This is a genomic window from Nocardia sp. JMUB6875 (assembly GCF_041154655.1).
Lineage (GTDB): Bacteria > Actinomycetota > Actinomycetes > Mycobacteriales > Mycobacteriaceae > Nocardia.
In genome coordinates this window covers 21,719-45,908 of record NZ_BAAFGR010000015.1, presented here as the reverse complement: position 1 = coordinate 45,908, position 24,190 = coordinate 21,719, and the positions used below count along the sequence as shown (strand labels likewise).

Here is a 24,190-nt window from a genome sequence, read left to right as displayed (position 1 = left end):
TCTTTTCTTTCTCGACTCCGAGGAGGTAGTCGTCATGCGGACTTCCCCTGTCCGGCGACTGTCCCACATGAAGCGATGGACCTATATTCTGCCGGTCGTCGTCTTCATCTACGTCATCTGTTACATCGACCGCACCAATATCAGTTTCGCGCTGCCGCACCTGAAAACGGATATGCACCTCACCGGTGCGCAGCAGGGATTGGCCAGCGGCATCTTCTTCTGGGGATATCTGCTCCTACAGATTCCCGGCGGCTATATGGCCGAGCGCTGGAGCGCCCGGCAGTGGATCGCCATTCTCATGGTCCTTTGGAGTGTGGCGGCCATGGCTTCGGGCCTGACGCATTCGGTAGGGCAGTTGCTGCTCGCTCGTTTTCTTCTCGGGGTCGCCGAGGGCGGTGTGCAGCCCGCGTTGATGACCACCATTCGCTCCTGGTTCCCGTTCGCCGAAAGAAGCCGGGCCTTCGCGATTTTCAAGCTCTACACCCCGATAGCGGCCATCGTCGCAGCACCGTTCTCCGGCGTCATCCTCACCTACATGGACTGGCGATGGATGTTCATCATCCAGGGCGGCGCGCCACTGATCGTCGGTCTCATCGCCTGGCTGGCCATCGTGCGTGACACCCCGGCCAAGGCGGGCTGGCTGTCCCAGGCCGAGCGGGAGTACATCGAGAACGCGCGCATGCAGGAGGGCGAGCAGCTGCAGCCGAAGGGAACATTCAAGGCGGCCTTCAGTTCTCGGATCGTGTGGCGGTTCGCGCTCATCTACACCATGACCCAGATGGGCCTGCTCGGGCTGACGCTCTGGATGCCGAGCGTGCTGAAGAAGGCCTTCCACACCGATATGAAGGTGGGCCTGGTGGCGATCCTGCCGCAGCTCGCGGCGGGTGCGGCCATCATCCTGGTCGGCCGCTCCGCCGATCGCCGGGGCGGGCACATCGCGCACATGTCGGTGGTGCTCGGTGCGGCAGCCTTGATCCTGGCGGGCGCGAGTTTCGTTTCGGCGGAACAGAAGTGGATCGTGCTGCTGGCCATGATCTTCGGCACCGCGGCCTCCATCGCCTGGTACGGGCCGTTCTGGGCGACGGTCACCAAACTCACGCCGGTCGCCGCGGCCGGCGCGGGCATGGGGTTGATCAATGGGGTCGGGAATCTGGGGAGCTTCTTCGGACCGTATATCGGCGGCTGGCTCAGTGACCTCAGCGGCGGGGGATACGCACTCACACAGGTGTTCTTCGGGGTCGTGTTCGGGATCGCGGCGCTGCTGGTGCTCACCCTGCGCAAGCACCTGCGAGCCGCGACACAGGGTGTCCCCGCGACCGCGCCGGCGCCCAGAGAGCCGCTGACCCTGGACAACAAGGAATTTCAATGACGACACTCGAGCAGGCGACGATATTCGAGCAGGCATTGCGCGCCGTCATGGACGGTGAGGTCGCCTTCGACGATTACAGCCGGCACTTGTTCTCCCGCGATGCCAGCATGTACGCGATCACCCCGCTGGGCGTTGCCTTTCCACGGCACGCCGAGGATGTCGCGGCCGCGGTGCGAGTGGCCGCCGAGCACGGCGTGCCGATCGTGGCCCGCGGCGCCGGGACCAGCCTCGCGGGTCAAACCGTGGGACCCGGCCTCGTGCTGGACATGTCACGACACATGAATCGGCTCATCATCGACGCCGAGAGCCGGACCGCCCTGGTCGAGGTGGGTGTGGTGCAGGACCAGCTCAATCGGGCCGCGGCCGCGCACGGGCTGATGTTCGGGCCCGACACCTCGACCAGCAATCGCGCCACCATCGGCGGGATGATCGGAAACAATTCCGCCGGAAGCGGTTCGCTGACCTACGGCATGACCATCGATCACGTCCGGGCCTTGGATGTGGTGCTCGCCGACGGGTCACGGGCGCGGCTGGAGCCGGTCGAGGAGACCGAGCGGCAGCTGCGGGCCATGGCGGACACGCTGGAGGGCCGGATCTATCGGGAGCTCCCCGAGCTGGTCATCGCCAATGAGCAGGCCATTCGATCCGGGATGCCGCTGTTCTGGCGGCGCGCGGGCGGATATCGGCTCGATCGCCTGGTTGGATTCGGGCACGGCACGCCGTTCGATCTGGCCAAGTTCGTGGTCGGGGCCGAGGGCACACTGGTGATCGCGACCCACGCGCTGGTGGATCTGGTGCCCAAGCCCGCGCATACCGTCTATGCGGTCGGGCATTTCGATGACACTCCCGGCGCGATCGCGGCCACCACTGACGCGCTCAGTTGCGACCCCCATCAAGTGGAGCTGATGGATCGCACGATCCTCGAGCTCTCACGCCAGAAGATCGAGTACGCGGACCTGGGCACCATCCTGGTCGGGGATCCGGGTGCGCTACTGTTCGTCTCCTTCAGCGGCGACGACGAGGCGGCACTGATCGCGAAACTCGATGAGCTGGAAGCACTCTGGCGCAAGAACGGGCACGGCTATCACACGCTGCGCGCGGTCACGCCCGCCGATCAGAAGGCGCTGCTCAAGGTCCGCAAGTCCAGCCTCGGACTGCTCATGGCGGCCGGGCAGGGCACGCGACGGCCGCTGGCGTTCGTGGAGGACACGGCGGTCGACCCGGTGCATCTCGCCGAATACACCAAGCGGTTCAAGGAGATTCTCGACGAGCACCACATGGACGCGGGCTTCTATGGGCACTGCTCGGTCGGCTGCCTGCACATCCGCCCGTTCGTGGATCTCACCGACCCCGAGCAGGTGGTGCGGATGCGGGCGGTGGCCGAGGCGGTGAAGGATCTCGTCGCCGAGTACGGCGGGGTCAACTCCAGCGAGCACGGGGACGGGCTGGCACGCAGCGAGTTCAACCGTGAGATCTTCGGCGACGAGCTGTACGAGGTGATGCGAAAGGTCAAGCGGCTCTTCGACCCCGGCGGCATCCTGAATCCGGGCAAGATCGTGGACGCGCCGCCCATGACCGACAACCTGCGCGACCGCGACGCGCTGCCGCCCGCGCCGCCGATCACGACCAAGCTGCGATTCGAGGTCGTCGGCGGCATGCGGGGCGCGGCGGATCGGTGCATGAATATCGGCCTGTGCCGCAAGGCCGGGCCCGGCGTCATGTGCCCGTCCTACATCGCGACCAAGAACGAGGAGCACGCCACCCGGGGCCGGGCCAACGCGCTGGTCAAGGCACTGTCGGAACCCGATCCGCACGCCGCGCTCGGTGATGAGCGACTGCACGAGATCCTCGATCTGTGCCTGATGTGCAAGGCGTGCAAGACCGAATGCCCGATGAGCGTGGATATGGCCTCGCTCAAGGCGGAGACGCTCGCGCATCATCACGAGATCCACGGGACACCGCTGCGCTCACGGATCTTCGGGTCGATCCGGGCACTCAATCGGCTCGGGTCGGCGACCGCGCCGGTGTCGAACCTCCCGGGCCGGATTCGGCCGCTCCGACTGCTGCTCGACCGCACACTCGGCATCACGGCCGCCCGTCCGCTGCCGGTGTTCCAGCGCACCAACCTGATTCGATGGTTCGGTCGGCGCGAGGTGGCCGCCACGCCCGCGCCCATGGGAACGGTGAACTGGCTGGCCGATTCGTTCACCACCTTCACCGAACCGCATATCGGGCATGCGGCGATCGAACTGCTGGAACGCGCAGGCTGGCAGGTGGAGCTGGCGAGCGGGGGCTGCTGTGGACGTTCGAGCATGTCCAAGGGCCTGCTCGACGATGCCAAGAAAAAGGCCGCGGCACTGGTCGATTCGCTCACCGCCACGACGATTCCGGGATCGCCGATCGTGGGCTGTGAGCCGTCGTGCGTGTTCATGCTCCGTGACGAGCATCGTGCGCTGCTCCCGTATCAGGAATCGGTGCGCGCGGTCGCCGCTCGCGTGCGGCAGGTGGAGGAACTGCTGGTCGAGGCCATCGATTCGGGACGTCTGCGGCTGCGCGAGGATTCGCGATTCGCCGGTCGGCGGATCGTGTTCCACGGGCACTGCCATCAGAAGGCGGAGGTCGGCACCGCCGCCACCATGGCGCTGCTGCGGCGGATCCCGGGTGCCGTGGTCGAGGAGATCGATTCCGGGTGCTGTGGGATGGCCGGGTCCTTCGGCTTCGAATCCGAGCACTACGAGACATCTTTGACGGTAGGTGGGGACCGGCTGTTCCCGGCCCTGGCCGCCGAACCGGACGACACCATTGTCGCCGCGACCGGAGTCTCGTGCCGGCAGCAGATCTTCCACGGTGCAGGAAGGACCGCGTGGCATCCGGTCGAGCTGGTGCGAGAAGCACTGGCGGAGAACAGGTAACAGGATGCGGATCGTTCGATACGCGCTCGACGGAAGGGTTGGTCGCGGTGTCCTCCAGGGCGATCAGGTGCACGAGTTCCCCTGGGGCGCAGCGGAGCCCGGCGCGGTGGTGGCGCGATTGCCGGAGCTGAAACTGCTCGCGCCGTGCGAACCCGCCACCATCGTGTGCGCGGGCAGCAACTACTCCGGGCACCTCGTCGCGCAGGGACGGGCACTACCGCAGCATCCGTCCCTGTTTCTCAAGGCGCCCAACGCGATCACCGGCCCCGACACCCAGATCCGGCGGCCGGTCGAGCTACGGCGGCTCGAGTACGAGGGCGAGCTGGCCGTGGTCATCGGGCGCACCGCCCGGCAGATTCCGGCGACGCGGGCAGCAGATTTCATCCTCGGCTATACCTGCGCCAATGATGTCACCGCCCACGATTGGCGAGCCGACGGTCAGTGGGCGCGCGCCAAAAGCGCCGATACCTTCTGCCCACTCGGCCCATGGATCGAGACCGATATCGACGACCCGTCGGACCTGCGCATCACTACCAGCGTCGAAGGCCGTGTGGTGCAATCGGAATCGACTTCGGACATGATTTTTGGAGTCCCGGAGCTACTTGCTTACGTGACCCGATGGATCACACTGCGGCCCGGCGACCTCCTGCTCACCGGCAGTCCCGCCGGAGTCGGTGCATTGGTCCCCGGCGACACTGCCGAAGTCGAGATCTCCGAAATCGGCACCCTGCGCAATACCGTGACCGAATCAATACCGTGACCCACGACGCAAGGGTGCTGAACTTCCTAACCTGAGAAGCAACCGAATATGCCGATACAAAGGTTGCCGGGCCGATGAGACATTCTCGTACGCTGCGGAATACGGTTCACACGGTAGTCCTGGCCGTCCTCTTCGCGCTGGTCCCCATGGCCGTCTCGAATGCGCAGGGCGACTGCGCCTATCTCGATCACATCGAACAGCGCGGCCCGAACGAACTCGCGGTATTCGTCTATTCGGCGGCCATGGACCGGGTCATCGAACAGGATGTCCTGGTGCCCGACGGCGGTAGTGCGGGCCGCCCGACGGCGTACCTGCTCATCGGCGCGGTCCTCGCCGGCGAGGAGGTCGATTGGCCGCAGATGACCGACCTGCGGGACTTCGCCCCGGCCACCGGTGTCACCGTGGTCATTCCCAAAGGCGGCGGCTCGACCTATTACACCGATTGGCAGCGTGACGATCCCGTCCTCGGCCGCAATAAATGGCGCACGTACCTGACCGCCGAGCTGCCGCCCATCATGGACGCGGTGCTGAAGTCGTCCGGCCGCAATGCCCTTGTCGGACTGTCGATGTCGAGCACCGCGGCGCTCGCCCTCGCCGAAGCCGCCCCGCAGTTGTACGAGACGGTCGGGGCCTTCAGCGGGTGCGCCGAGACCAGCACCCCACTCGGGCAGGCCTATGTCTATCTGGTCACCCACGTGCACGGCGGCGGCGATATCGAAAACATGTGGGGCCCACTGAACAGCCCCGCCTGGGCCGACAACGACCCGCTACTGCACGCGGACCTGCTGCGCGGTCACACGATCTATCTCTCCAGCGGCACCGGGATTCCCGGCAGCCACGACAATCTCGGCGACTACCGAGTCGACGGCAACACACAGACCCTGCTGAACCAGATCATCGAGGGCGGCGCGATCGAGGCCGCGACCAGTCAGTGCACGCGTCGGCTGGCGGCGCGGCTGTCGTCTCTCGGCATCCCCGCCATCTACCGCTCACACCCGGGCACACACTCCTGGGGCTACTGGCAGGACGATCTCCACGAATTCTGGCCCATCATGGCCGCATCCATCGGCGCCTGAGCGCCATCGCTCGGCACTCAGAGTTCGGGAATACGGTGATGCAGCGTCAGCAGGAGATGGTCGAAGGCGGACACGATGGCGGGTGACGGCGGCGGGAGCGTGGGTAGTTCGGCGATCAACTGGGCGGCCAGCACCCGCAGTTTGATATTGGTCTCCTGGGAACGCCAGACCAGGATCTTGAACGCCTGTTCGGCGCTGATGCCGTAGATGCGCATCAGCACGGCCTTGGCCTGTTCGATGACGGCGCGGGCCTCGACGAGCTCCGGCAATCGCTGGTCCAGGGCTTCGCGTTCGGCCTCGGCGAGGGTGTCGGAGAGGTCGATATAGAAGCCCGCCGTGCCGACCGGTTTTCCCGAACTGTCGGCGATCCGGTCGGCGACCACGATCACCTGGTGTTCTTTGCCCAGGGTGTCGATGAAGCGGTGCCGGCTCGAGAACGGCTTGCCCTCGTGCACCGAGCGGGCGATGGTCTCCGCGACATGTTCGCGATCATCGGGGTGTTTGTGCGCGAGCAGCAGGTCGGTGGTGGGTTCGACCTCGCCGGGCTGATAGCCGTGCATCGAATAGACCTCGGGCGACCACTCCCAGCGTTGGCTCGCGAACCAGAACCGGAAGCTCCCGGCCGCCGGCTGCGCCGACTGCCCGCCGGGCGGCGGGAACGAGGACGGCACGGCCGAGAATTCCTGAGGTGACACCATCCGCACAGTATGGCCTGGACATCGACGGGACCGTGGTTTTACGCGCTGACGGGCGGGACGCGGCTCGACCAGGGCCGGGCGGTTTCGAGCTGGGCGGCGAGACGGAACAGGGTGGCCTCGTCGGCGTAGCGGCCGAGGAAGTGGACGCCGATCGGGAGGCCGTCGGGGTTCCACCAGAGCGGTATCGACATGGCGGGGTTGCCGGTGATGTTGGCGACGACGCCCGGGTATCCGACTGTGCGGCCGCCGTTCTGCAGTGCGCGCATGGGTTCGTCCGGGGTCGAGGTGATCTCACCGAGCGGCAGCGGCGGAGTCGAGAGGGTGGGGGTGAGCCAGGCATCGTATGGTCCGAGGAATGCGGCCACAAGCCGGGCGAAGCGTTGCAGGTCCTCCATGGCCAGCAGGTACTGGGCCGCCGAAACCGCTTGTCCGCCAGCCCAGAACGCGGCGGTGAGCGGTTCCAGTTCGCCGTCGGCGGGTGCGTGCCCGAGGCGGCGGGTCCAGTGCGCGACGATCCAGGCGACCGCCGCCTGATACATGGTGCCGATGGCCGCGCCGATCTGGTCGTCGAGCCCGGGCAGATCGGCTTCGACCACCTCGTGGCCGAGCGAGACCAGTAGCGCCACAGCGTCATTCAGTGCGGCCACGCAATCGGGATGGCCGGGTGTGCCGTCGGCGGTGCGCGGGGTGTACGCGATGCGCAGGCGGCCGGGGTCGATGCGGACCTCCTCGGCGAAGAGGCGGGTCGGAGCGGGTGCGAGGTACGGGTCGCCGGGCTCCGCGCCCGCGGTGGCGTCGAGCAGCGCGGCGCTGTCGCGCACCGAGCGGGTGATCGCGTGTTCGACGGCCAAGCCGTTGATCACGTCCCCGTACAGCGGAGCCAGCGAGACTCGCGCCCGGGTGGGTTTGAATCCGAACACGCCGCACGCCGAGGCGGGGTAGCGCAGGGAACCGCCGAGGTCGTTCCCGTGTGCCATCGGTACCAGTCCGGCGGCCACCGCGGCGGCCGAACCGCCGCTGGATCCGCTGGTGGATCTCGTGATGTCCCAAGGGTTTCGGCAGGGGCCGTGCAGTTCGGACTCGACCGTCGGGGTCATTCCGAACTCGGGTGCGTTCGAGCGCCCCACGATCGCCAATCCGGCCGCCCGCAGCCGGGTGACCAACGCCGAATCCAGTGCTGACACGTGCCCGCGCAGATACCGCGAGCCTTCGGTCAGCGGGCTGCCCGCCATTTCGGCGACGAGATCCTTCACCAGGTACGGCACGCCCGCGAACGGGCCGCTCGCCGTGGCCGCCGCGGCCAACGCCTGTTCGTAGCAGGTGTCGACCACGGCGTTCAGCGTCGGATTCAGTCGTTCGATGCGGTCGATCGCCGAACGCACCAGCTCCTCGGGCCCGATCTCGCCGGACCGGACGAGCGCGGCCTGCGCGGTGGCGTCCAGGGCGGCGAGCGGGTCGTGGACGACCGGGGTGCTCATATCGTCACCTCCCGGACACGACTCGATTCGACCTCACCCAGCGGCTCGATGCGTGGCGCGGGAAGCCCTGCGGCGGTGAGTGTTTCACGGAATTCGGGACCGGCACTGAAGGCTCGGAAGGTCTCGATATCGGGGCAGGCGTCAAAGACGGTGAGACCGTCGGCGCGGCGGACGGCCGCGTGCAGCAGGATCGATTCCTCCGGAAAATCTGCCATCAGCCGGTGATAGGCGGCGACGAGCTCGCTCGGATCGCCGTCGAAATGGTAGGCCGCGAGATACATGATCCGTCTCCCGTCACGATCCGGCGGCTGCGGATTGCATGTTCCGCTCCAGCACGCTCATGGTCTGCCCGAACGCGTCGGTCGGGCTGAACTCGATGACCTCAGAACCGGCGAAGACCAGCGGAAGATGGCCGGGCGCGGCGTAATACGCGTCGCCGGCGGTGAAGGTCTCCTCGTGGTCGGCGTAGCGCAACACGAGGCGGCCGCTGACCACGACGCCCCAGTGCGCGCACTGGCAGCGGTCGCCGGGCAGCCCGGCGAACAGCGGGGCGGGATCGAAATCCTGCTTGAAGGTCTCGAATCCGACGGTGTAGCCGTCGAGTTCGACGTAGCGGGCCTCGATGACGTCCTCGTCGACCGCGATGGGCGCTTCGGATTTAGTGGTGCGCGGCATCGGATGCCTCCTCGGTGAGTAGCGGGTACTACTCGGGAGGCGTGAGAAACGGCCTCACGATGTGAGCCAGCGGATCTCACCGTCGGGTTCGTAGCTGCAGACCGTGCCGGTTTTGATCGAGAGCCGCAGGTGGCGGCCGAGTTCGGGGTGGACCGCGGTGACGCGGCGGATGGCGTCGCGGATGCGGGCGGTGACCGTGGTCCGGGCGCGTTCGACGGGGCTGCCGGTGCGGCGGGGGCGGCCGCCGAGTCCGAAGGCGGCGCTGAGTTGTGCCACCAGGGCCTCGCGTTCGGTGGCGATGCGAGCCGAGCGCTCGGTGTCTCCGGCCGCGTCCGCGGCGTCGGCCTCGGCTTCCAGTTCGGTGAGTCGGCGGCGGTAGTCGCGGCGCGCCCGGTCGTCGATCAGTTCGCCGAGATCACCTGGCTCGTAAAGGGTTTCGGACTGGCCGTCGGTACGGCCGGGCATGGCGACCAGGTCGAGCGCCGGTATCGGGACTCCGGGGCGCGAGAGCAATCGCGCGATGTCGTGCAGCCCTTTGCAGTCGCGGACGGTCGCGGCACGCCCGCCGAAGGTGAACTCCCACAGCTCACCCGTGCGTGTGAAGTGCGCGTCCGTGGTGGTCAGCGGGCTGCCGGGTGAGCGCCGGGCGTCGGCGAGCGTCTTGTCCACCAGCAGCGGCGCTCCCAGCCTGCGGTTCGCGGCCAAGGCCCGGTCGAAATGCGCTGCGGCGAGATCGTTTCGGCCCAGTGCCGCGGCCGCCAGACCCAGATGCCGCTCGACGGATCCGCGCAGGGCCGCACCGATGCCCTCCACGACGAACAGTCCCGCGTGGGGGAGTAGCTGTTCGTAGACCCATTCGGCGATGGGATGCGGGCCGACGATGCCCAGTGTTTCGGCGACCTGGGCGACGGTGGCGAGCCAGTTGCCGTCTCGGGGCAGCGCTTCGCGTTCGCGTGCCGCGATATCGAGCTGGGTCCGGGCGTCGCCGATATCGCCCAGTTGCGCGTGGACCAGTGCCTTGGTGAACGACACCCAGACCGCGTCGATGTCGTCGAGAAGGCGGCCGAGCTCGAGGAGTTCGGCGCGGTCGGAAGTGTCGGCGGCCAGGCACCAGCGCAGGGTCGAGGTCAGTACGAAGGCGTTGGCGCTGCCCGCGATCTCGCCCAGGCGCGCGGCTTCCGCGAGTGCCTCGGCGCAGGCGGGGAACCGGCCCGCGGCCAAGGCGGTCATCGCCCGCCACAAGGGGCCGTACCAGAGGTAGAGCGGCTGCCGCAGGGACCGGGCGAGAATCTCGAATTGTCTTGCGTCCTCGCCGAATCCGGCCATATCGCCGAGCTCCAGGCGGGCCACGATGCGCATGCGGCGGCCGACCAGCTCCAGGGACGCGTCGCGCTGACGCCGGGCAATGTCGATGATGCGCTCGGTGTCGGCCAGGCGTTCGGCCACATGCTCAGGGCTCGAACGGATATCGCATCGGGCTGCCAGTGCCGCGGCGAGTGCGGCTTCATCATCAGCTTCTCGCGCGGTCCGCAGGGCCGACTCGGCCAGCTCGGCACGCCGCGCGCCGTCGCTCGAATATGTCAGCGCCACAGACAATCTGGCCAATACCGTCGCGCGGGTCGCACCGGATTCCGCGGGCAGCAGGGCGAGAGCGTCCTCGAGCGCGGAGATCTGTTCCCGGTCATGGAGTGCCACTTCGAATCCGGCCGGACCGGATCCGAGGCCGAGCGCGCCCGCGGCGACCAGATCCGCATGGCCGTCGCGGCGTCCGGTGGCCACGGCCGCCAGGTAGGCCGCCCGGGCGCGCTCGACGTCTCCGGTGGCCAGACAGGCGTCGCCCAGGCGCAATTGGCAGGTGCCGGTGTCGGCGGCGGATTCCAGCGCCCGGTCGAAGCATTGCGCGGCATCCTCGTACGCGAGGGCGGCCAGTCGTTGCTCCCCGGCGCGTTGCCACCATCGCCCGGCCTCGGCGGCATGCTCGGGTCCGGCGCGACGCCAGTGCTCGGCGATGGCGACCGGTTCGGGATGCGGCTCGGCGGACATGCGCGCGGCCACCTCGGCGTGCCAGTACTGGCGATGCGCGGTCGGCAGATTCCCGTACACCGCATCGCGCACGATCTCGTGGACGAAGCGCACCGTCTCGCCCTCGACCAGGGCGAGCAGGCCCGCGGCGGCGGCTTCGTCGAGCAGGTCGCCAATCTCGGCCGGGGGCTCGGCGAGGACCTCGAGCACGCGCCGCAGCGGCGAGGATGTGCCGAGCACCGATGCCACCGCCAGGAGTTGGCGGCAGGCCGCCGACCGGTCGGCGACGCGCGCCGCGACCACCGCGCGGACCGTCTCGGGGAGTTGCTCCAGGGCACGTGGATCGTGGGCGACCAACCCGACGAGCTCTCGGACGAAGAAGGCATTGCCTCCGGTGCGAAGCAGAATGCGTTGCACGGCACGATGATCCGCTGACGCACCGGTCGCGGCCGAGAGCAGTTCGGCCACCCGGGTCTCGGTCAGCGGCGGCACGGGCTGCGCCTCGGCGGCGGCGAGCACTTCGGCCCAGCCGTCGTCTCCCGGCACGGGCCGCAGCGTCGCCACGACGAGCACCCGGGTGCGCCGCAGCGATTCGGCCAGATAGTGCAGCAATCGCACCGAGGCGATATCGGCCCGGTGCATATCGTCGAGCACGATCAGCAGCGGGGACCGCTCCGCGGCGGCCGCCAATTCGACCGTCACCTGCTCGAACAGCTCGAATCGTGCTCGCGGGTCCAGAGTTTCGTCGACATCGCGCAGCACCCGGGACGCGGACAGCGCCCGCAACACCTGAATCCACGGCCAGTAGGCGGGTGCGCCGGGCTGGGCCACCGCCCAGACCGCAGTGAATCCGGCCGCTTCGGCCAGCTCGGCCCATTCGCGGGCCCGGTAGGTCTTGCCGATTCCGGCCGCACCGGTCACCAGGACCAGCCCGCCGTTGCCGCCGCGCACCGCTTCGAGCCGCGCGACGACCGTGGCCGTCGTGCCCGGAGCGGCGGTTGCGGACAACTCACCTCCAGCTCAGCGGGTCGAGCAGAGAATCTGGCCGAATTGTACGTCCGGGGCGCGGCGGAAGATCTTCAACCGGAAAACCGGTCAGGGCATTATGTGGCCCCGATTCGCACCGACTCGGCCCGATCCGAGCGGGTGGGAACCTGTGTGCGGTACAGCCACTGGGCGGTCGCCGCGAACAGGACCATGGTCAGCCAGATGTAGGCGTTGTGGTCGAGCACGCCGAGGAAACCGCGGCTCGGGACATCGAAGACGCTGCCGTAGTGCAGATCGACGAGATCGAAGAGGCCGCCCGAGCAGACCACGAAGGTCACCAGCAGGCCCGCCACGGTGGGCAGGTTGTGGTAGCGAATCGCCAAGTGGGCCAGATAGATCAGCAGCGGAGCCAGCCAGACCCAGTGGTGAATCCAGCTGTAGGGGGAGACGACGGTGCTGGTGAGCCCGCACAGGGTGACGGCCGGGAGTTCGCGGCCGCTGGCCCACAGCCGCCGGGCCAGCAGCAGGCAGATCGCGGCGATGGCCAGCGCGGCGGCGAACCACAGCAGCTGATCCGCGCCGCCCGCGCCGAGGGACCGGGCGATCATGCCGCGCAGTGATTCGTTCTGCGGATTCTCCGGCACGCCGACGCGGGCCGGGTCGGCGAAGGCGCCGCTCCAGAAGGTCAGCGAATCCTTCGGCAGCACGGCCACACCCACGACCATGGTGACCGCGAGCGCGCCGATCGCGGTGGCGGCGGCCCGGAATCGGCGGGTCACCAGCAGGTAGAGCACGAAAAACACCGGGGTGAGCTTGATTCCGGCCGCGATACCGGTGAGCGCGCCCTTCCAGCGGGAGGAATCGGGCAGCGCCATATCGGCGAGCACGAGCAGCAGTAGCAGGATATTGACTTGGCCGAAGGCGATGGTCTCGCGAATCGGCTCGCACAGGGTCAGCATTGCGGCGACCGACGGGCCCACGATCAGCATCCGCCGATCCCACCGGTAGCCCAGCACCGACAGTGCCGCCCACACCGATCCGATGAGCAGGGCGAAATTGCCGAGCGCGCCGACCCAGGTGAACACCGATCCGTGCAGGAACGCCAGCGGCGCGAACATCAGCGCGGCGAACGGGGTGTAGACGAATTCGAACACCCCGCGGGTGTGGCCGCGCAACGGGTTGTCGTAGACCGAAATACCGTCCACCACGCGTTCGGCCGCGACCTGGTAGGCGCCGAGATCGACCAGATGCAGCATGGTGCGGGGCGCGGCGGCCACCTGTCCGAGGTAGTACCACCCGGCCAGCGCGCCCAGCGCCGCCACCACCCACACCACCGGCAGTGGTATCGAGCGCCGCTGCGGCGCAGCCTCCTTTGCGACTGCCACCTGGTCGAACGCCGATACCGGCATGCTCACCCCCATTGTCTGGGCCTTCCCGATTGCCCGGCCCACCGTAGTAACCTCGGCGGCGGATCGCCACCCGGCGGGAATTCGAAATACCAACCGGTCCCGGTCGTATGGCATTCGATCATGCTGTCGCGCAATGGTTTTCAAGTATTCGATCATTGCTGCGCGGACAATGACGACAATGTACGACTACAGCCTGGATTGGAAATACGCCGCGGCGCCCGATAAGCACCCGCGGCCACAACCGTGCGGCTATCTGATCGGATTACACGTCGACGCCACCACCAAACTCGCGCCGGACATCATCACACCGGCGACCTACACCGGCGTTCCGCAGTACCCCGGCATCGGGATCGCCTACGAGCCCGCCACGAAACAGATGCGCACCTGCGGAATCATCGAAAGCCTGCACTGGGACGGCGATCCGCAGGCTCCGATCCAATTGAGCTATTACGTGAGCCAGGCCAATCAGCAGCAACTGCACAGTGTGCTGCGCAACGCCAACCAGGTCGCGGTCACTGACCTCAAGTTCTGGGTGATCGGCTACGAGTACCCCGCGCAATCCGGGAAGCCCGGAACCTGGTACGAGGCCGCGTATCCGATCGGCGCGGCGCACGGAACGCCGGGGGCACTACACGGCCGGATCAACCGCACCGCCGGACACCTCGACTTCAAGGTCTCCGAGGTCGCCACCCCGGTCGATCCCACGGGCGCGAAGATGTTCGAGTGCACCATGAGCGTGCTCCCCGCGATGGACACCACCTTCACGCTGTTCCAGGCCACCTCCCCGAACGACAAGCACACCTACACCTGGGGCAACAAGATCGGACACTGACCGAACCCGCTGCCCATGATGCGGTCACGGGATCATGACCAGCTTGCCGGTGGCCTGGTTGTCCTCCATGTAGTGGTGGGCCTTCACGAGCTCGTCGAGGCGGAAGACACGGTCGATATTGGGGTGGTAGACACCGGCTTCGACCTGATCGACGACGCGCTGCAGCAGCGAGGTCGCGCCCTTGTAGGCGTCGCTGTGGAAGGCGGTGAGCTTGGTGCCGGGCGGGATCAGGGCGATCGGCTCGAAGTCGGGGATCAGCCAGCCGCTGAGGCTGCCTGACATGCAGACCGTTCCGCCGCGGCGGACCAGGCGGAGTGAATCGGCGGCGGTGGCGGTGCCGACGAGATCGAGGATGTAATCCGGTCCGTCGGGCCAGAATTCACGCACTCGCGTCGAGACGGCCCCGTCGTCGATGACGACATGGTCGACGCCCGCCACGGTCAGCGCGGCGGCCTTGTCCCGGCTGCGGGTGGTGGCCGCGATTGCGAGGCCGTAGCCGGTGGCGATGGACAGCGCGGCCATGCCCACCGAGGAGGTTCCGCCGCGAATCAGCAGCCGCGCTCGGTCACCGGGCCTGATGCCCAGGGCGTCCAAGGCGCCCTGCGCGGTCAGATAAGACTCGGGCAGCGCGGCCAGCACCTCCCAGGGCAGGTTGGTTTCGAGGGGCATCAGCAGGGCGTTGGGCAGCAGTGCGAATTCGGCGTAGCCACCGTCGAACTCGCGGCCCATATCACCCATGACGGCGGCGACGGTCGTTCCCTCGGGCAGCCCCGGCTCGGTCGAGACCGCCAGGACGCCCACGCATTCGATGCCGAGCACGCGCGGGAATCGCACGGTCGGCGAATGCCCTTGGCGGGTGCGCAATTCCGATCGATTCAGGCCGGCGCCCGTGACCCGCACCAGGCTCCAGCCCTCCCGGACCTGTGGCATCGGGAGTTCGCGGAGCTTGAGCACCTCGGGATCACCGGGACCGGTGCAAACCACGGCTCGCATTGTCGTGCCGATGTTTTCGGTCGTGCTTATGTTTTCGCGCATGCCCCCACTCTGGCCGCGCGGCGGAACGGCGGGCTACCGATAGAATGCCAACCTATGCCCGCTCGCCGCCAAACCCCCGCGACCGGTCCGACCTCGCGGTTGTGGTCCACCGGTGGCGCGCACCTGTGGCCGTCCGGCGGTACCAGCGCGGCGCATACCCATCCGCGCGGGCATCTGGTGTACGCGGCGCGCGGCGTGCTGTCGGTGCACACCGAGGCCGGGACCTCGATCGTGCCCGCCAACCGAATCGCCTGGACCCCAGGAGGATTCGCGCACTACCACCGCGCCCACGGCGACACCGACATGCGAATCCTGTTCCTGCCGCCGGCACTGGCCCGGACGATCCCCGCCCGGCCCGCCATCCTCGCGGTCTCCGATCTGGCGCGCGAACTGGTACTGACCCTCACCGGCGAGGACACCGAGCGCAGGTACGACAGCGCCGCACAGGCCCGCCTGCGCCGGGTCCTCGTCGATGAGTTCCAGGATGCGCGCGAACAGCCGCTGCAATTGCCCGAACCCCGCGACGACCGCCTGCGCGCACTCGCGCAGCGCCTCTACGACCACCCCGCCGACAACACCTCCCTGGCCGACCTCGGCCGTGCGATCGGCGCGAGCTCTCGAACCTTGAGCCGCCTATTCCAGACCGAACTGGGAATGACCTTCTACGAGTGGCGAACTCAGCTCCGCGTCTACCACGCCCTGATCCTGCTGGCCGAGGGTCATGACGCCACCCACACCGCCCACGCCTGCGGCTGGTCGAACCCCAGCCACTTCATCGCCGCCTTCACCAAACTCGTCGGCACCACCCCGGGCCGCTACCGCAGCGCCTAGAGCATTCCGGCACGCTGGAAAACGCATTTCAAATTTCCTGGAGTCATTCGTCATACCCCGAAATTATCCGGCATAAACATTCGCATAACTTTTGAATTACGGCAGTTCGAATCGGACATGGAATCCTTGCCGACGCGGCGTCTCCGTGCCACGGTAGACGAGGGTTTGGCTCAATTCAACTCACTACGAGGAGTCTTGAAATGAGTAGCGAACTACCGTCCGAGGATTCAATCGCGAGTGCTCTCGATTTACTGAAGATTCGACCTGAAAATTCACCACAGCGGGTATCCGCCGCTGACCGGTCCTTGCATATCGTGCTCGTGGCTCCACCGTATTTCGATATCCCGCCGGTGGGTTACGGCGGCGTCGAGGCCGTCGTGGCCGCGCTGGCCGACGAACTGGTCGCGCACGGCCATCGCGTCACCCTGCTCGGCGCGGGTCGGGCCGGGACGAAGGCCACGTTCATCCGCGTCTGGGACAAGGTGCAGACCCGGCGCCTGGGCGAGCCGTATCCGGAGATCGTCAATGCCATGAAGGCCTGGCGCATCATCGAGGAATTGCATGCCCGGGATCCGATCGACATCGTGCACGATCACACCTTCGCCGGTCCGGGCAATGCGGCCGCGTATCGAATGCTCGGCATTCCCACCGTCGTCACGGTGCACGGGCCGGTCGATCCCGAAATGCACGAGTATTACCGGTCTTTCGATCGCAGCGTGCGGCTGGTGGCGATCAGCGACCGGCAGCGGTCCCTGGCGCCGGATCTGAATTGGGTCGCGCGGGTGCACAATGCGATTCGGCCGGAGGAATGGCCCTTCCGCACCGAGAAGCTCGACTACGCCCTGTTCCTGGGACGGTACGCGCCCTACAAGGGACCGCATCTGGCCCTGGAGGCCGCGCATACCGCCGGATTGCGACTGGTGCTGGCGGGCAAATGCAATGAATTGCCCGAACGCACCTTCTTCAGCAAGTTCGTGGCCCCGCTGCTGGCCGACGGCGACGACGTGTTCGGTGAGGCCGACGCGGTGGCCAAACGCCAATTGCTGGCCGGCGCACGGTGTCTGCTGTTCCCGATCCAGTGGGAGGAGCCGTTCGGCATCGTGATGATCGAGGCCATGGTCTGCGGCACGCCTGTCGTCGCGCTGCGCGGCGGCGCGGTGGAGGAGGTGATCGAGCACGGCGTCACCGGGTTCATCTGCGACGACCCGGAGGAGTTGCCCGACGCCATTGCCCGCGTCGACGAGATCGACCCGTACGCCTGCCGGGAACGCGTCGAAAGGCTGTTCGCCACGGACCGATTCGCGGACGGGTACGAGGCGGCCTATCGCCGGGTGATCGAGACGGCGACCGAACCCGCGCTCCGGCCGGCCGTCCGGCGCACCCGACGGCGGGTATCGACCTCGGTCCGGACGCACCAGTTGCCGAGCGGACGCGCGTGAGTGTTTTCAACGCCGGCCCACCCGTCCTCATCGAGGGTGGCGCCGGCGTGGTCACGCTGGTCGAGGGCGGCGCCTTCTGCCTGTCCGATCAGCTCGGGGATATGCATTCGGGCACCGCGCACGGCTTGTTCTACCGAGACGCGCGCATCCTGTCGCGGTGGGAGCTGCGCGTGGACGGTCAACCGCCGGAACAGCTTTCGGTGGTGCTGCGGGAGCCGTTCCGGGCGCGGTTCGTCGCGCGCAAACCGCCGCCGCACGGTATCGCCGACGCCACCGTGCTGGTGCAGCGGCGCCGGATGATCGGCGAGGGAATGCGCGAGATCATCACCGTGCGCAACCTCGGCGATGAGGACACGGCCGTGCACGTGACACTGGGCGTGGACGCCGATTTCGCGGATCTGTTCGCGGTCAAGGAGGGGCGGGCCGGCGGCGGCAGCGGCGAAACCGCCGCCACCGAGGACGGATTGCGATTGACCGACCGCACCCGCCACGGTCGCGGTGTCGTGCTGACCGCCACCGGTAATCCGGAGATCCAGCCCGGTTCCCTGGCCTGGCGGGTGGTGGTCCTGGCACACGGCAGCTGGTGCACGGTGGTGCACTGCCAGCCGATCCTCGACCATCGCGCCGCCCCCATGAATTTCGACGACGGCGACGAGGAGAGCCCGGCGCACAAGATTCGCCGCTGGCGCGCCAGCACCACGACGCTCACCGCCAGCGGGGCCGGGCTCAACACCATCCTGCAGCGCACCGAAACCGATCTCGGGGTGCTGCGGCTCGACGATCCGTCGGATGGCACCTCCTATGTGGCGGCGGGCGCGCCCTGGTTCATGGCGCTGTTCGGTCGCGACAGCCTGCTCACCTCGTGGATGGCATTGGTGCTGGATTCCGATCTGGCCCTGGGCACCCTGCGGCAGCTGGCGAAACTGCAAGGGGTCGAATCGAATCCGATCACCGAGGAACAGCCGGGCCGCATCATGCACGAGCGCCGTCACGGTCCCGGCAGTGATCGGGTGCTCGGTGGCACCGTGTATTACGGCACCGCCGACGCCACACCGCTGTTCGTGATGCTGCTGGCCGAATGCCGGCGCTGGGGTGTCGACGGCGCGGCCCTCGCACAGCTGCTTCCGGCGGCGGACGCGGCGTTGGCCTGGATCGACTCCGACGGTGACCTCGACGGCGACGGTTTCGTCGAGTACCGGCGCAAGACCGATCGCGGTCTGGCCAACCAGGGGTGGAAGGACAGCTGGGACGCGATCAGCTTCGCCGACGGCCACCTCGCCGAACCGCCCATCGCGCTGTGCGAGGTGCAGGGTTATGTGTACGCGGCCCGGCTCGGGCGCGCCGAACTGGCCGAGGCGGCGGGCGACCACCATGCCGCCGAACGTCTGCGCGCACAGGCCGCCGAGCTGAAAACCCGCTTCGACGAAGCGTTCTGGATGCCCGACCAGGGCTGCTACGCCATGGCACTCGACGGTACGAAGCACCCCGTTGATGTCGTATCCAGCAACCCCGGCCACTGCCTGTGGACCGGCATCGTCCCCGACGAGCGCGCCGCCGAGCTGATCGAGCGCCTCGGCGCCGCGGACCTCGACAGCGGATTCGGTTTGTGCACACTGTCATCGACCGCGCGCCGGTTCAACCCGATGGGCTATCACACCGGTTCCGTCTGGCCCCACGACACCGCCATCGCCGTCGCCGGTCTGCTCCGCTACGCCCACATCCCCGGCGCCCTCGAACTGAGCGTCCGGCTGGCCACCGGCCTACTGGAGGCGATCCTGGAATTCGGAGCCCGCCCACCAGAACTCTTCTGCGGCTTCCCCCGAGCCGAATTCCGTTCCCCCGTACCGTATCCCACCTCCTGTTCACCCCAGGCCTGGGCCAGCGCCGCACCGCTGCTCTTGATGCGCTCGTTCCTGGGATTGACCCCCGACGTCCCCGCCCGCACCCTCACCATCGCGCCCCGCCTGCCGGAGCGCGCGGGCACGATTCGGCTGACCGATCTGCGGCTGGGCCCGGCGACCGTGACCATCGAGGCCCGCGGCACCGACGCCAAAGTCGAAGGGCTACCGCCGGACTGGCGATTGAATCAGCTGTAGGACAACCACTCGATCAGGGTTTGCGTGCCACGCCGCAGTAGCAGGAGATCTTGGCGTCGAAGGCGTGGGGGATCTCGATGGTCTCGGCGAGACCCCAGCGATGTGGGGGAACGATGCCCGGTTCGATCAGGTCGAGACCCTTGAACCAGGCGGTGACCTCATCGAAGGTGCGGACCTGGGCGGGCATCTTGCGGATGCGGTAGACATCCTGGGCGGCCGCTACCTGAACGGGCGCGAAATCGGCTGTGATGGTACAGATCACGAGGTACGAGCCGGGGGCCAGGGCGTCGAGGAAGGTGGTGAGGATGGCGTTGACGTCGGCCTCGACGAAATGCAGGAGGGCGATCAGGCTCAGACCTACCGGCTCGGTCAGGTCGAGGACCTTGGTGAGGTCGGGATTGCGCAGGATGGCGGCCGGGTCGGTGACGTCGCCGTGGATGTAAGTGGTGGCGCCCTGTTCGCCGCCCATCATCATCGCGCGGGCGTAGGCCAGCACCAGCGGGTCGTTGTCGACGTAGACGACGCGGCAGTCCGGTGCGGTCTGCTGAGCGATCTGGTGCAGGTTGGGTTCGGTGGGAATGCCGGTGCCGATATCGAGGAACTGGCGGATCCCGGCCTCGGCCAGGAATCGCGTACTGCGGTGCATGAACTGGCGGTTGACCCGGGCCGCGGTGCGAATATCGGGCCAGGCCTGCAGGATTTCCTGCGCGGCCTGCCGGTCGACCTCGTAATTGTCCTTGCCGCCGAGGAAGTAGTCGTAGATCCGCGAGGTGTGCGGGCCGTCCAGGGGGAGCTCTCCGTTCATCCAATCACCGCTTCGACCGCCGGACCCGCCACTTGATTATTCGACAGACTAGTCCGCGCGGACGGCCCGCTCGGTCGGATACGCGGCACGAAAAGTCAGCGCGAATCGCAGCGCGTCCACCCCGCCCGACCCACGCCGTGGCGGTGCTCGAAACAGGCGTGTTCTGGGCAGGCGTACCGTTGATCACCGCATGGATCGTGGTCGGTAAGTCATTGGTCGAGAGCGAGTGAACCTTCTTCGAAAGGAACAGTCGTGAGCGATATGTTGCGGATCGGTGATGAGCTCGGGTTGGGGCAGTCCCTGCAGAATGGGGACTACTCCCTGACCTTGCAGAACGACGGAAATCTGACATTGACCGAACCCGGTGGCGAGGTGTGGGCCTCGGGGACGCACGGGCAGGATGTTCAGCGCGGTGTCATGCAGGACGACGGCAATTTCGTGCTCTACAAGTCCGACGGCAGTGCCGCCTGGTCGACCGGTACGAACGGTAAGGGAGGCGACCGGCTCGCGCTGCTGCCGGACCGCAATCTGGTGATGTACGCCGGTGACAAGGTGGTGTGGGCCAGCCGGACGGCCACCGACATACCCACCTCGGCCGCCGAGGTATCGATGCCGGTGGGCGCGGCCAGGCCGCATCCCTACACCGTCGCCGCCGGTGACACGTTGGAGGCGATCGCCGAGCGCGAGCTCGGAAGTCGCGACCGGTTCATGGATATCGTCCGCGCCAACGGACTCGACAATCCCGACATGATCAGCGTCGGGCAGGTGCTCACCATCCCCTGACAGGAGGCGTCCTGCGAATCCGGCAGTGCGCCGGGCCCGGTAGCGCTACGGTCGGGCCCGGCGCACTGGCTTGTCGGGAAGCTATACCGAGGGCTTGACGATGTACTTCATTTCGACCTGCGGGGCGCTGCGCATGACGCCGCCCGCCTTGATCCACTCGCCGATGACGCGGGCCGCGTCGCGGGCGGGGTTGTAGATGTCCTCCTCGCTGGCGAACAGGCCGTCACCCGCGTAGACCAGGCGCGTGGTGTTGGGGAACCAGAATTCGACGCCGGGCTCGCTGGGATGGTCCAGCAGGTTCTTGATGCCGACCACGATGGCGTCGTTGTCCTCGTCGTAGGCGATCCACTCGTGCGGAAAACGCATGTGCGGGAACGGTTTCATGACATCGACGATCCACGCGCGCACATCCTCGCGATGATGGAAGGTGCCGTAGGCGTGCTCGATGTACTCGACGTTCTCCACGAACAGATCCGCGAACGGACTCCAGTCGCCGGTCTCGGAACAGCGGTCGACGACCCGGCTGTAGTGGTGCAGCGCCTCTTCGAGCTCCGCTCGACTGAATTTACCCATGGCGCAATTCCTTTCGCGTTAATCACTATCGCTTAAGCACGGTAATCGGCGGCGGCCCGCCGATCCGGCACTCAGGCGAATTTGCCCGGATTCGCCGCCACCGCGCGGCGCAGCGTGGGCCGGTTGGCGCGATAGTGGTCGACGACCGAGACCAGCTCGTGCGGGCTGGCGCCGTGCATGATCACCGAATGGCAGCCGAGGTCGAATTCGCGAGAGATCTTCTCCACGCACTGCTTCGGCGTTCCGTAGGCGGCGGAGGCCAGCCATTCGTCGGGGATCATGGCGTCGAGCTGCTCGAGGGTTTCGACCGAGGCGGAGGCGTCGATCGGGCCCGCGGCCGCGGCGTCCTGGTAGAGCTGGGTCGAGCGGATGCGCTCCCAGACCGCCGGATCCCAGCCATTGGCGGCGATCAGGATGTCGGCGTAGGCCTGCAGGTAGGTGACCAGGCGGCCGGTGCGGCGGCGCAGCTGATCCTCGGGGGAGAGCGCATCGCTCGCGGTGGCCAGGCAGGACCAGATACGGACGCTGTCGGGGTCCTTGCCCGCGCGTTCGGCGCCACGGCGCACGGCCGCCACGGAATTCGCGGTCGCCTCGTCGGAGAAGAAGGTGTGCAGGACGACGAAATCACCGATGGCGCCGGCCAATTCCATGGTCTTGGGCCCGACCGCGACGAAGCCGATCGGGGGCGCGTCGTCCAGTCCGTTCTGGTGGTAGAGGACCGGCCAGGAACCGGCGGGACCGTCATGGTTGACGATGGTCTCGCCCGCCCAGAGGCGGCGCAGGATGTCCACGAAATCCCGGAGCTGGGCCTCGGTGACGGCGGGCAGGCCGATCGCCTTCCAGTTGGCCGCCATACCGCGGCCGAAGGCCATGGCGAAGCGGCCCTCGGTGAGCGCCTGCATGGTCGAGCCCATGGTGGCCGTCACCATCGGGTGGCGGGTGTGGTGATTCGTTGCGGCAGCGGCGATTCCGAGATCGGTGGTGCAGCCGGCGAGACCGCCGGACAGGACCGCGGAGTCTTTGACCGTCATGCGCTCGCCGATCATGCAGGAGCCGAGGCCGATCTCCTCCGCGGTGCGGGCCTCCGGGAACAGGACCCGGGCGTCGGCGGGGTGGCGGGTGATGCAGTAGTAGGCGAGTTCGTTCAGTTGTTCGATCACGAGAGTTGTTCTTCCCCAGAGATTTTCGGAAGGGTGGTGACGTTGCGGGCGATCAGGCGCCGAGCTCGGCGAGCAGCTGTTCGACGAGCGATTTGTGATGCAGGAACACCTCGACGTCGTCGGGGCGCTCCATCTCGCCGAAGTGGACCTGGCGGCCGCCCGCGCGCATGAGGACGACGCAGTAGTTCAGGGCGGCGAACATCGTGTACCAGGTGAGGTCGCCGATCTGGACGCCCGAGTATTCGGAGTAGGCGGCCTTCACGTCGTCCTCGCGCATGAAGTCGGGCATGCCCGGGAAGCCGAAGTTGGTGGCGATCGTCTGGAAAGTGCGGTGGCCGAACAACAGCCAGGCCACGTCGAGCTCGCGGGGACCGATGGTCGCCATCTCCCAGTCGAGCACGGCGACCGGCGTGAAGTCGCGGTACATGACGTTGCCGAGCCGGGCGTCACCCCAGGACAGCACGGTCTCGCCGGTGTCCGGGAGATTCGCGGTGAGCCACTTCAGGATTCGCTCCACCAGCGGCGAGGGACCGGTGTCGCGGACGGCGAATTCGTACCACGCGCGGGCGCGGTTCAGGTTCCGTTCGAGCAGGGTCGCGCCGGGGTGGGGCGGGTCGAGGAATGCGAAAGTGGTTGCGGCGTCCGGTATCGCGTGCAGTTTGGCGAGCGCTTCCAGGGTGGCGTCCTGTACCCGGCGCTGCTGCTCCGGGGTGGCGTCGAAGAGCCAGTTGTCGCCGAATGTGTAGGGCATGACATCGGGCGGCACCAGGCCCTCGATGCGGTCCATCAGCAGGAACGGGGTGCCCAGCACGCCGCCGGTGGGCTCGAGGAATCGCACCCGCGGGACGCTGACCTCACCGGCCTCGGCGACAATGCGCATCACGTCGAACTGACCCTGCAGGTCGTAGTGCTCGTAGACCGGGAAGTCGCCGGGCGCGGGTGCCATGCGCGCGATCAACTCGACCGACTGCGGGGCACCGGCTTCGCGCCAATTCAGGGTCAGGGTCAGGGTTTCCGCCGACATGCCGTTGCTGTCGATGCCCGAACCGAGCGTGAGGTCAGGGTCCGCGTCGGCGGGCAATTGCTCGGCCACCCAGGCGGTGAGGCGGGGGATCAGGGTTGCGGTGTCGCGGCTGCTGCGCTGCAGCCGCATGCCCTTGTCGTCGGGCGACGGAGACATGGATCACTCCTGACTGCGAAAGCTGGGGGTAACCCTGGACCTCCCACTCGCAATTGTCAACGAGGGTTCT

The 24,190-nt window shown here is 67.5% G+C and carries 20 protein-coding genes; 9 read left to right on the top strand and 11 right to left on the bottom strand.

All coding sequences use genetic code 11. From position 1 onward, the window contains the following. The first annotated feature begins 34 nt into the window (after positions 1 to 34). The 4 genes from ACAM49_RS06280 (at position 35) to ACAM49_RS06265 (ending at position 6,117) form a co-directional block, all read left to right on the top strand. Entirely contained in the window at positions 35 to 1,369 is a 1,335-nt protein-coding gene (locus tag ACAM49_RS06280) for an MFS transporter (RefSeq protein WP_369634488.1), read from the top strand. Next, positions 1,366 to 4,281: an FAD-binding and (Fe-S)-binding domain-containing protein gene (locus tag ACAM49_RS06275; RefSeq protein WP_369634487.1), complete on the top strand. Its 2,916-nt coding sequence runs from the start codon at positions 1,366 to 1,368 to the stop codon at positions 4,279 to 4,281. The genes ACAM49_RS06280 and ACAM49_RS06275 overlap by 4 nt, the downstream gene beginning before the upstream one ends. Before the next feature lie 4 nt (positions 4,282 to 4,285). Continuing rightward, positions 4,286 to 5,041, top strand: coding sequence for a fumarylacetoacetate hydrolase family protein (locus ACAM49_RS06270; protein ID WP_369634486.1), 756 nt, complete (start codon positions 4,286 to 4,288; stop codon positions 5,039 to 5,041). Positions 5,042 to 5,115: 74 nt separating this feature from the next. Then, positions 5,116 to 6,117: an alpha/beta hydrolase gene (locus ACAM49_RS06265; RefSeq protein ID WP_369634485.1), complete on the top strand. Its 1,002-nt coding sequence runs from the start codon at positions 5,116 to 5,118 to the stop codon at positions 6,115 to 6,117. Positions 6,118 to 6,134: 17 nt separating this feature from the next. On the opposite strand, the gene ACAM49_RS06260 is transcribed toward ACAM49_RS06265, so the two are convergent. The 6 genes from ACAM49_RS06260 to ACAM49_RS06235 all read right to left on the bottom strand — a co-directional run bounded on the left by ACAM49_RS06260 (position 6,135) and on the right by ACAM49_RS06235 (position 13,386). After that, entirely contained in the window at positions 6,135 to 6,815 is a 681-nt protein-coding gene (locus tag ACAM49_RS06260) for a PAS and ANTAR domain-containing protein (RefSeq protein ID WP_369634484.1), read from the bottom strand. A 38-nt stretch (positions 6,816 to 6,853) separates the two neighbouring features. Continuing rightward, positions 6,854 to 8,293: an amidase gene (locus ACAM49_RS06255; RefSeq protein ID WP_369634483.1), complete on the bottom strand. Its 1,440-nt coding sequence runs from the start codon at positions 8,291 to 8,293 to the stop codon at positions 6,854 to 6,856. Beyond that, entirely contained in the window at positions 8,290 to 8,574 is a 285-nt protein-coding gene (locus ACAM49_RS06250) for a hypothetical protein (RefSeq protein WP_369634482.1), read from the bottom strand. Before ACAM49_RS06250 ends, ACAM49_RS06255 begins: the two co-directional genes overlap by 4 nt. 13 nt (positions 8,575 to 8,587) lie before the next feature. Next, on the bottom strand, positions 8,588 to 8,968 hold the full coding sequence (locus tag ACAM49_RS06245) for a cupin domain-containing protein (RefSeq protein ID WP_369634481.1): 381 nt from the start codon (positions 8,966 to 8,968) through the stop codon (positions 8,588 to 8,590). Between the two features lie 54 nt (positions 8,969 to 9,022). After that, on the bottom strand, positions 9,023 to 11,998 hold the full coding sequence (locus ACAM49_RS06240) for an AAA family ATPase (protein WP_369634480.1): 2,976 nt from the start codon (positions 11,996 to 11,998) through the stop codon (positions 9,023 to 9,025). 95 nt (positions 11,999 to 12,093) lie between these two features. After that, positions 12,094 to 13,386 carry a glycosyltransferase 87 family protein gene (locus ACAM49_RS06235; RefSeq protein ID WP_369634518.1) on the bottom strand — a complete coding sequence of 431 codons (1,293 nt, stop codon included), beginning with the start codon at positions 13,384 to 13,386 and terminating at the stop codon, positions 12,094 to 12,096. 178 nt (positions 13,387 to 13,564) lie between these two features. Here ACAM49_RS06235 and ACAM49_RS06230 point away from each other — a divergent pair, with 178 nt between their 5' ends. Next, positions 13,565 to 14,218, top strand: coding sequence for a hypothetical protein (locus ACAM49_RS06230; protein WP_369634479.1), 654 nt, complete (start codon positions 13,565 to 13,567; stop codon positions 14,216 to 14,218). A gap of 24 nt (positions 14,219 to 14,242) precedes the next feature. Here the strand turns inward: ACAM49_RS06230 and ACAM49_RS06225 are convergent, their stop codons facing one another. Continuing rightward, a complete protein-coding gene (locus tag ACAM49_RS06225; RefSeq protein WP_369634478.1) occupies positions 14,243 to 15,202 on the bottom strand; it encodes a zinc-binding dehydrogenase in 960 nt (319 codons plus the stop codon). Positions 15,203 to 15,307: 105 nt separating this feature from the next. Between ACAM49_RS06225 and ACAM49_RS06220 the strand changes: the two genes are divergently transcribed. From ACAM49_RS06220 to ACAM49_RS06210, 3 genes are all read left to right on the top strand, one after another. Continuing rightward, positions 15,308 to 16,084, top strand: a complete 777-nt coding sequence (locus tag ACAM49_RS06220) for a helix-turn-helix transcriptional regulator (protein ID WP_369634477.1) — start codon at positions 15,308 to 15,310, stop codon at positions 16,082 to 16,084. A 251-nt stretch (positions 16,085 to 16,335) separates the two neighbouring features. Beyond that, on the top strand, positions 16,336 to 17,523 hold the full coding sequence (locus ACAM49_RS06215) for a glycosyltransferase family 4 protein (RefSeq protein ID WP_369634517.1): 1,188 nt from the start codon (positions 16,336 to 16,338) through the stop codon (positions 17,521 to 17,523). Then, positions 17,520 to 19,619, top strand: a complete 2,100-nt coding sequence (locus ACAM49_RS06210; protein ID WP_369634476.1) for a glycogen debranching N-terminal domain-containing protein — start codon at positions 17,520 to 17,522, stop codon at positions 19,617 to 19,619. The genes ACAM49_RS06215 and ACAM49_RS06210 overlap by 4 nt, the downstream gene beginning before the upstream one ends. A gap of 13 nt (positions 19,620 to 19,632) precedes the next feature. On the opposite strand, the gene ACAM49_RS06205 is transcribed toward ACAM49_RS06210, so the two are convergent. Next, positions 19,633 to 20,424 carry an SAM-dependent methyltransferase gene (locus ACAM49_RS06205; protein WP_369634475.1) on the bottom strand — a complete coding sequence of 264 codons (792 nt, stop codon included), beginning with the start codon at positions 20,422 to 20,424 and terminating at the stop codon, positions 19,633 to 19,635. A 252-nt stretch (positions 20,425 to 20,676) separates the two neighbouring features. On the opposite strand from ACAM49_RS06205, the gene ACAM49_RS06200 reads away from it, so the two are divergent. Then, a complete protein-coding gene (locus ACAM49_RS06200; protein WP_369634474.1) occupies positions 20,677 to 21,207 on the top strand; it encodes a LysM peptidoglycan-binding domain-containing protein in 531 nt (176 codons plus the stop codon). 81 nt (positions 21,208 to 21,288) lie between these two features. Here the strand turns inward: ACAM49_RS06200 and ACAM49_RS06195 are convergent, their stop codons facing one another. The 3 genes from ACAM49_RS06195 to ACAM49_RS06185 all read right to left on the bottom strand — a co-directional run bounded on the left by ACAM49_RS06195 (position 21,289) and on the right by ACAM49_RS06185 (position 24,120). Continuing rightward, positions 21,289 to 21,780: a nuclear transport factor 2 family protein gene (locus ACAM49_RS06195; protein WP_369634473.1), complete on the bottom strand. Its 492-nt coding sequence runs from the start codon at positions 21,778 to 21,780 to the stop codon at positions 21,289 to 21,291. A 71-nt stretch (positions 21,781 to 21,851) separates the two neighbouring features. Beyond that, entirely contained in the window at positions 21,852 to 22,937 is a 1,086-nt protein-coding gene (locus ACAM49_RS06190) for a TIGR03857 family LLM class F420-dependent oxidoreductase (RefSeq protein WP_369634516.1), read from the bottom strand. 55 nt (positions 22,938 to 22,992) lie between these two features. Further along, a complete protein-coding gene (locus ACAM49_RS06185) occupies positions 22,993 to 24,120 on the bottom strand; it encodes a phosphotransferase family protein (protein WP_369634472.1) in 1,128 nt (375 codons plus the stop codon). Positions 24,121 to 24,190 lie beyond the last annotated feature (70 nt).

Coding starts and splice junctions, on each gene's coding strand:
- ACAM49_RS06280 (WP_369634488.1), top strand. CDS start 35: ATGCGGACTTCCCCTGTCCGGCGACTGTCCCACATGAAGCGATGGACC.
- ACAM49_RS06275 (WP_369634487.1), top strand. CDS start 1,366: ATGACGACACTCGAGCAGGCGACGATATTCGAGCAGGCATTGCGCGCC.
- ACAM49_RS06270 (WP_369634486.1), top strand. CDS start 4,286: ATGCGGATCGTTCGATACGCGCTCGACGGAAGGGTTGGTCGCGGTGTC.
- ACAM49_RS06265 (WP_369634485.1), top strand. CDS start 5,116: ATGAGACATTCTCGTACGCTGCGGAATACGGTTCACACGGTAGTCCTG.
- ACAM49_RS06260 (WP_369634484.1), bottom strand. CDS start 6,815: ATGGTGTCACCTCAGGAATTCTCGGCCGTGCCGTCCTCGTTCCCGCCG.
- ACAM49_RS06255 (WP_369634483.1), bottom strand. CDS start 8,293: ATGAGCACCCCGGTCGTCCACGACCCGCTCGCCGCCCTGGACGCCACC.
- ACAM49_RS06250 (WP_369634482.1), bottom strand. CDS start 8,574: ATGTATCTCGCGGCCTACCATTTCGACGGCGATCCGAGCGAGCTCGTC.
- ACAM49_RS06245 (WP_369634481.1), bottom strand. CDS start 8,968: ATGCCGCGCACCACTAAATCCGAAGCGCCCATCGCGGTCGACGAGGAC.
- ACAM49_RS06235 (WP_369634518.1), bottom strand. CDS start 13,386: ATGCCGGTATCGGCGTTCGACCAGGTGGCAGTCGCAAAGGAGGCTGCG.
- ACAM49_RS06230 (WP_369634479.1), top strand. CDS start 13,565: ATGTACGACTACAGCCTGGATTGGAAATACGCCGCGGCGCCCGATAAG.
- ACAM49_RS06220 (WP_369634477.1), top strand. CDS start 15,308: ATGCCCGCTCGCCGCCAAACCCCCGCGACCGGTCCGACCTCGCGGTTG.
- ACAM49_RS06205 (WP_369634475.1), bottom strand. CDS start 20,424: ATGAACGGAGAGCTCCCCCTGGACGGCCCGCACACCTCGCGGATCTAC.
- ACAM49_RS06195 (WP_369634473.1), bottom strand. CDS start 21,780: ATGGGTAAATTCAGTCGAGCGGAGCTCGAAGAGGCGCTGCACCACTAC.
- ACAM49_RS06185 (WP_369634472.1), bottom strand. CDS start 24,120: ATGTCTCCGTCGCCCGACGACAAGGGCATGCGGCTGCAGCGCAGCAGC.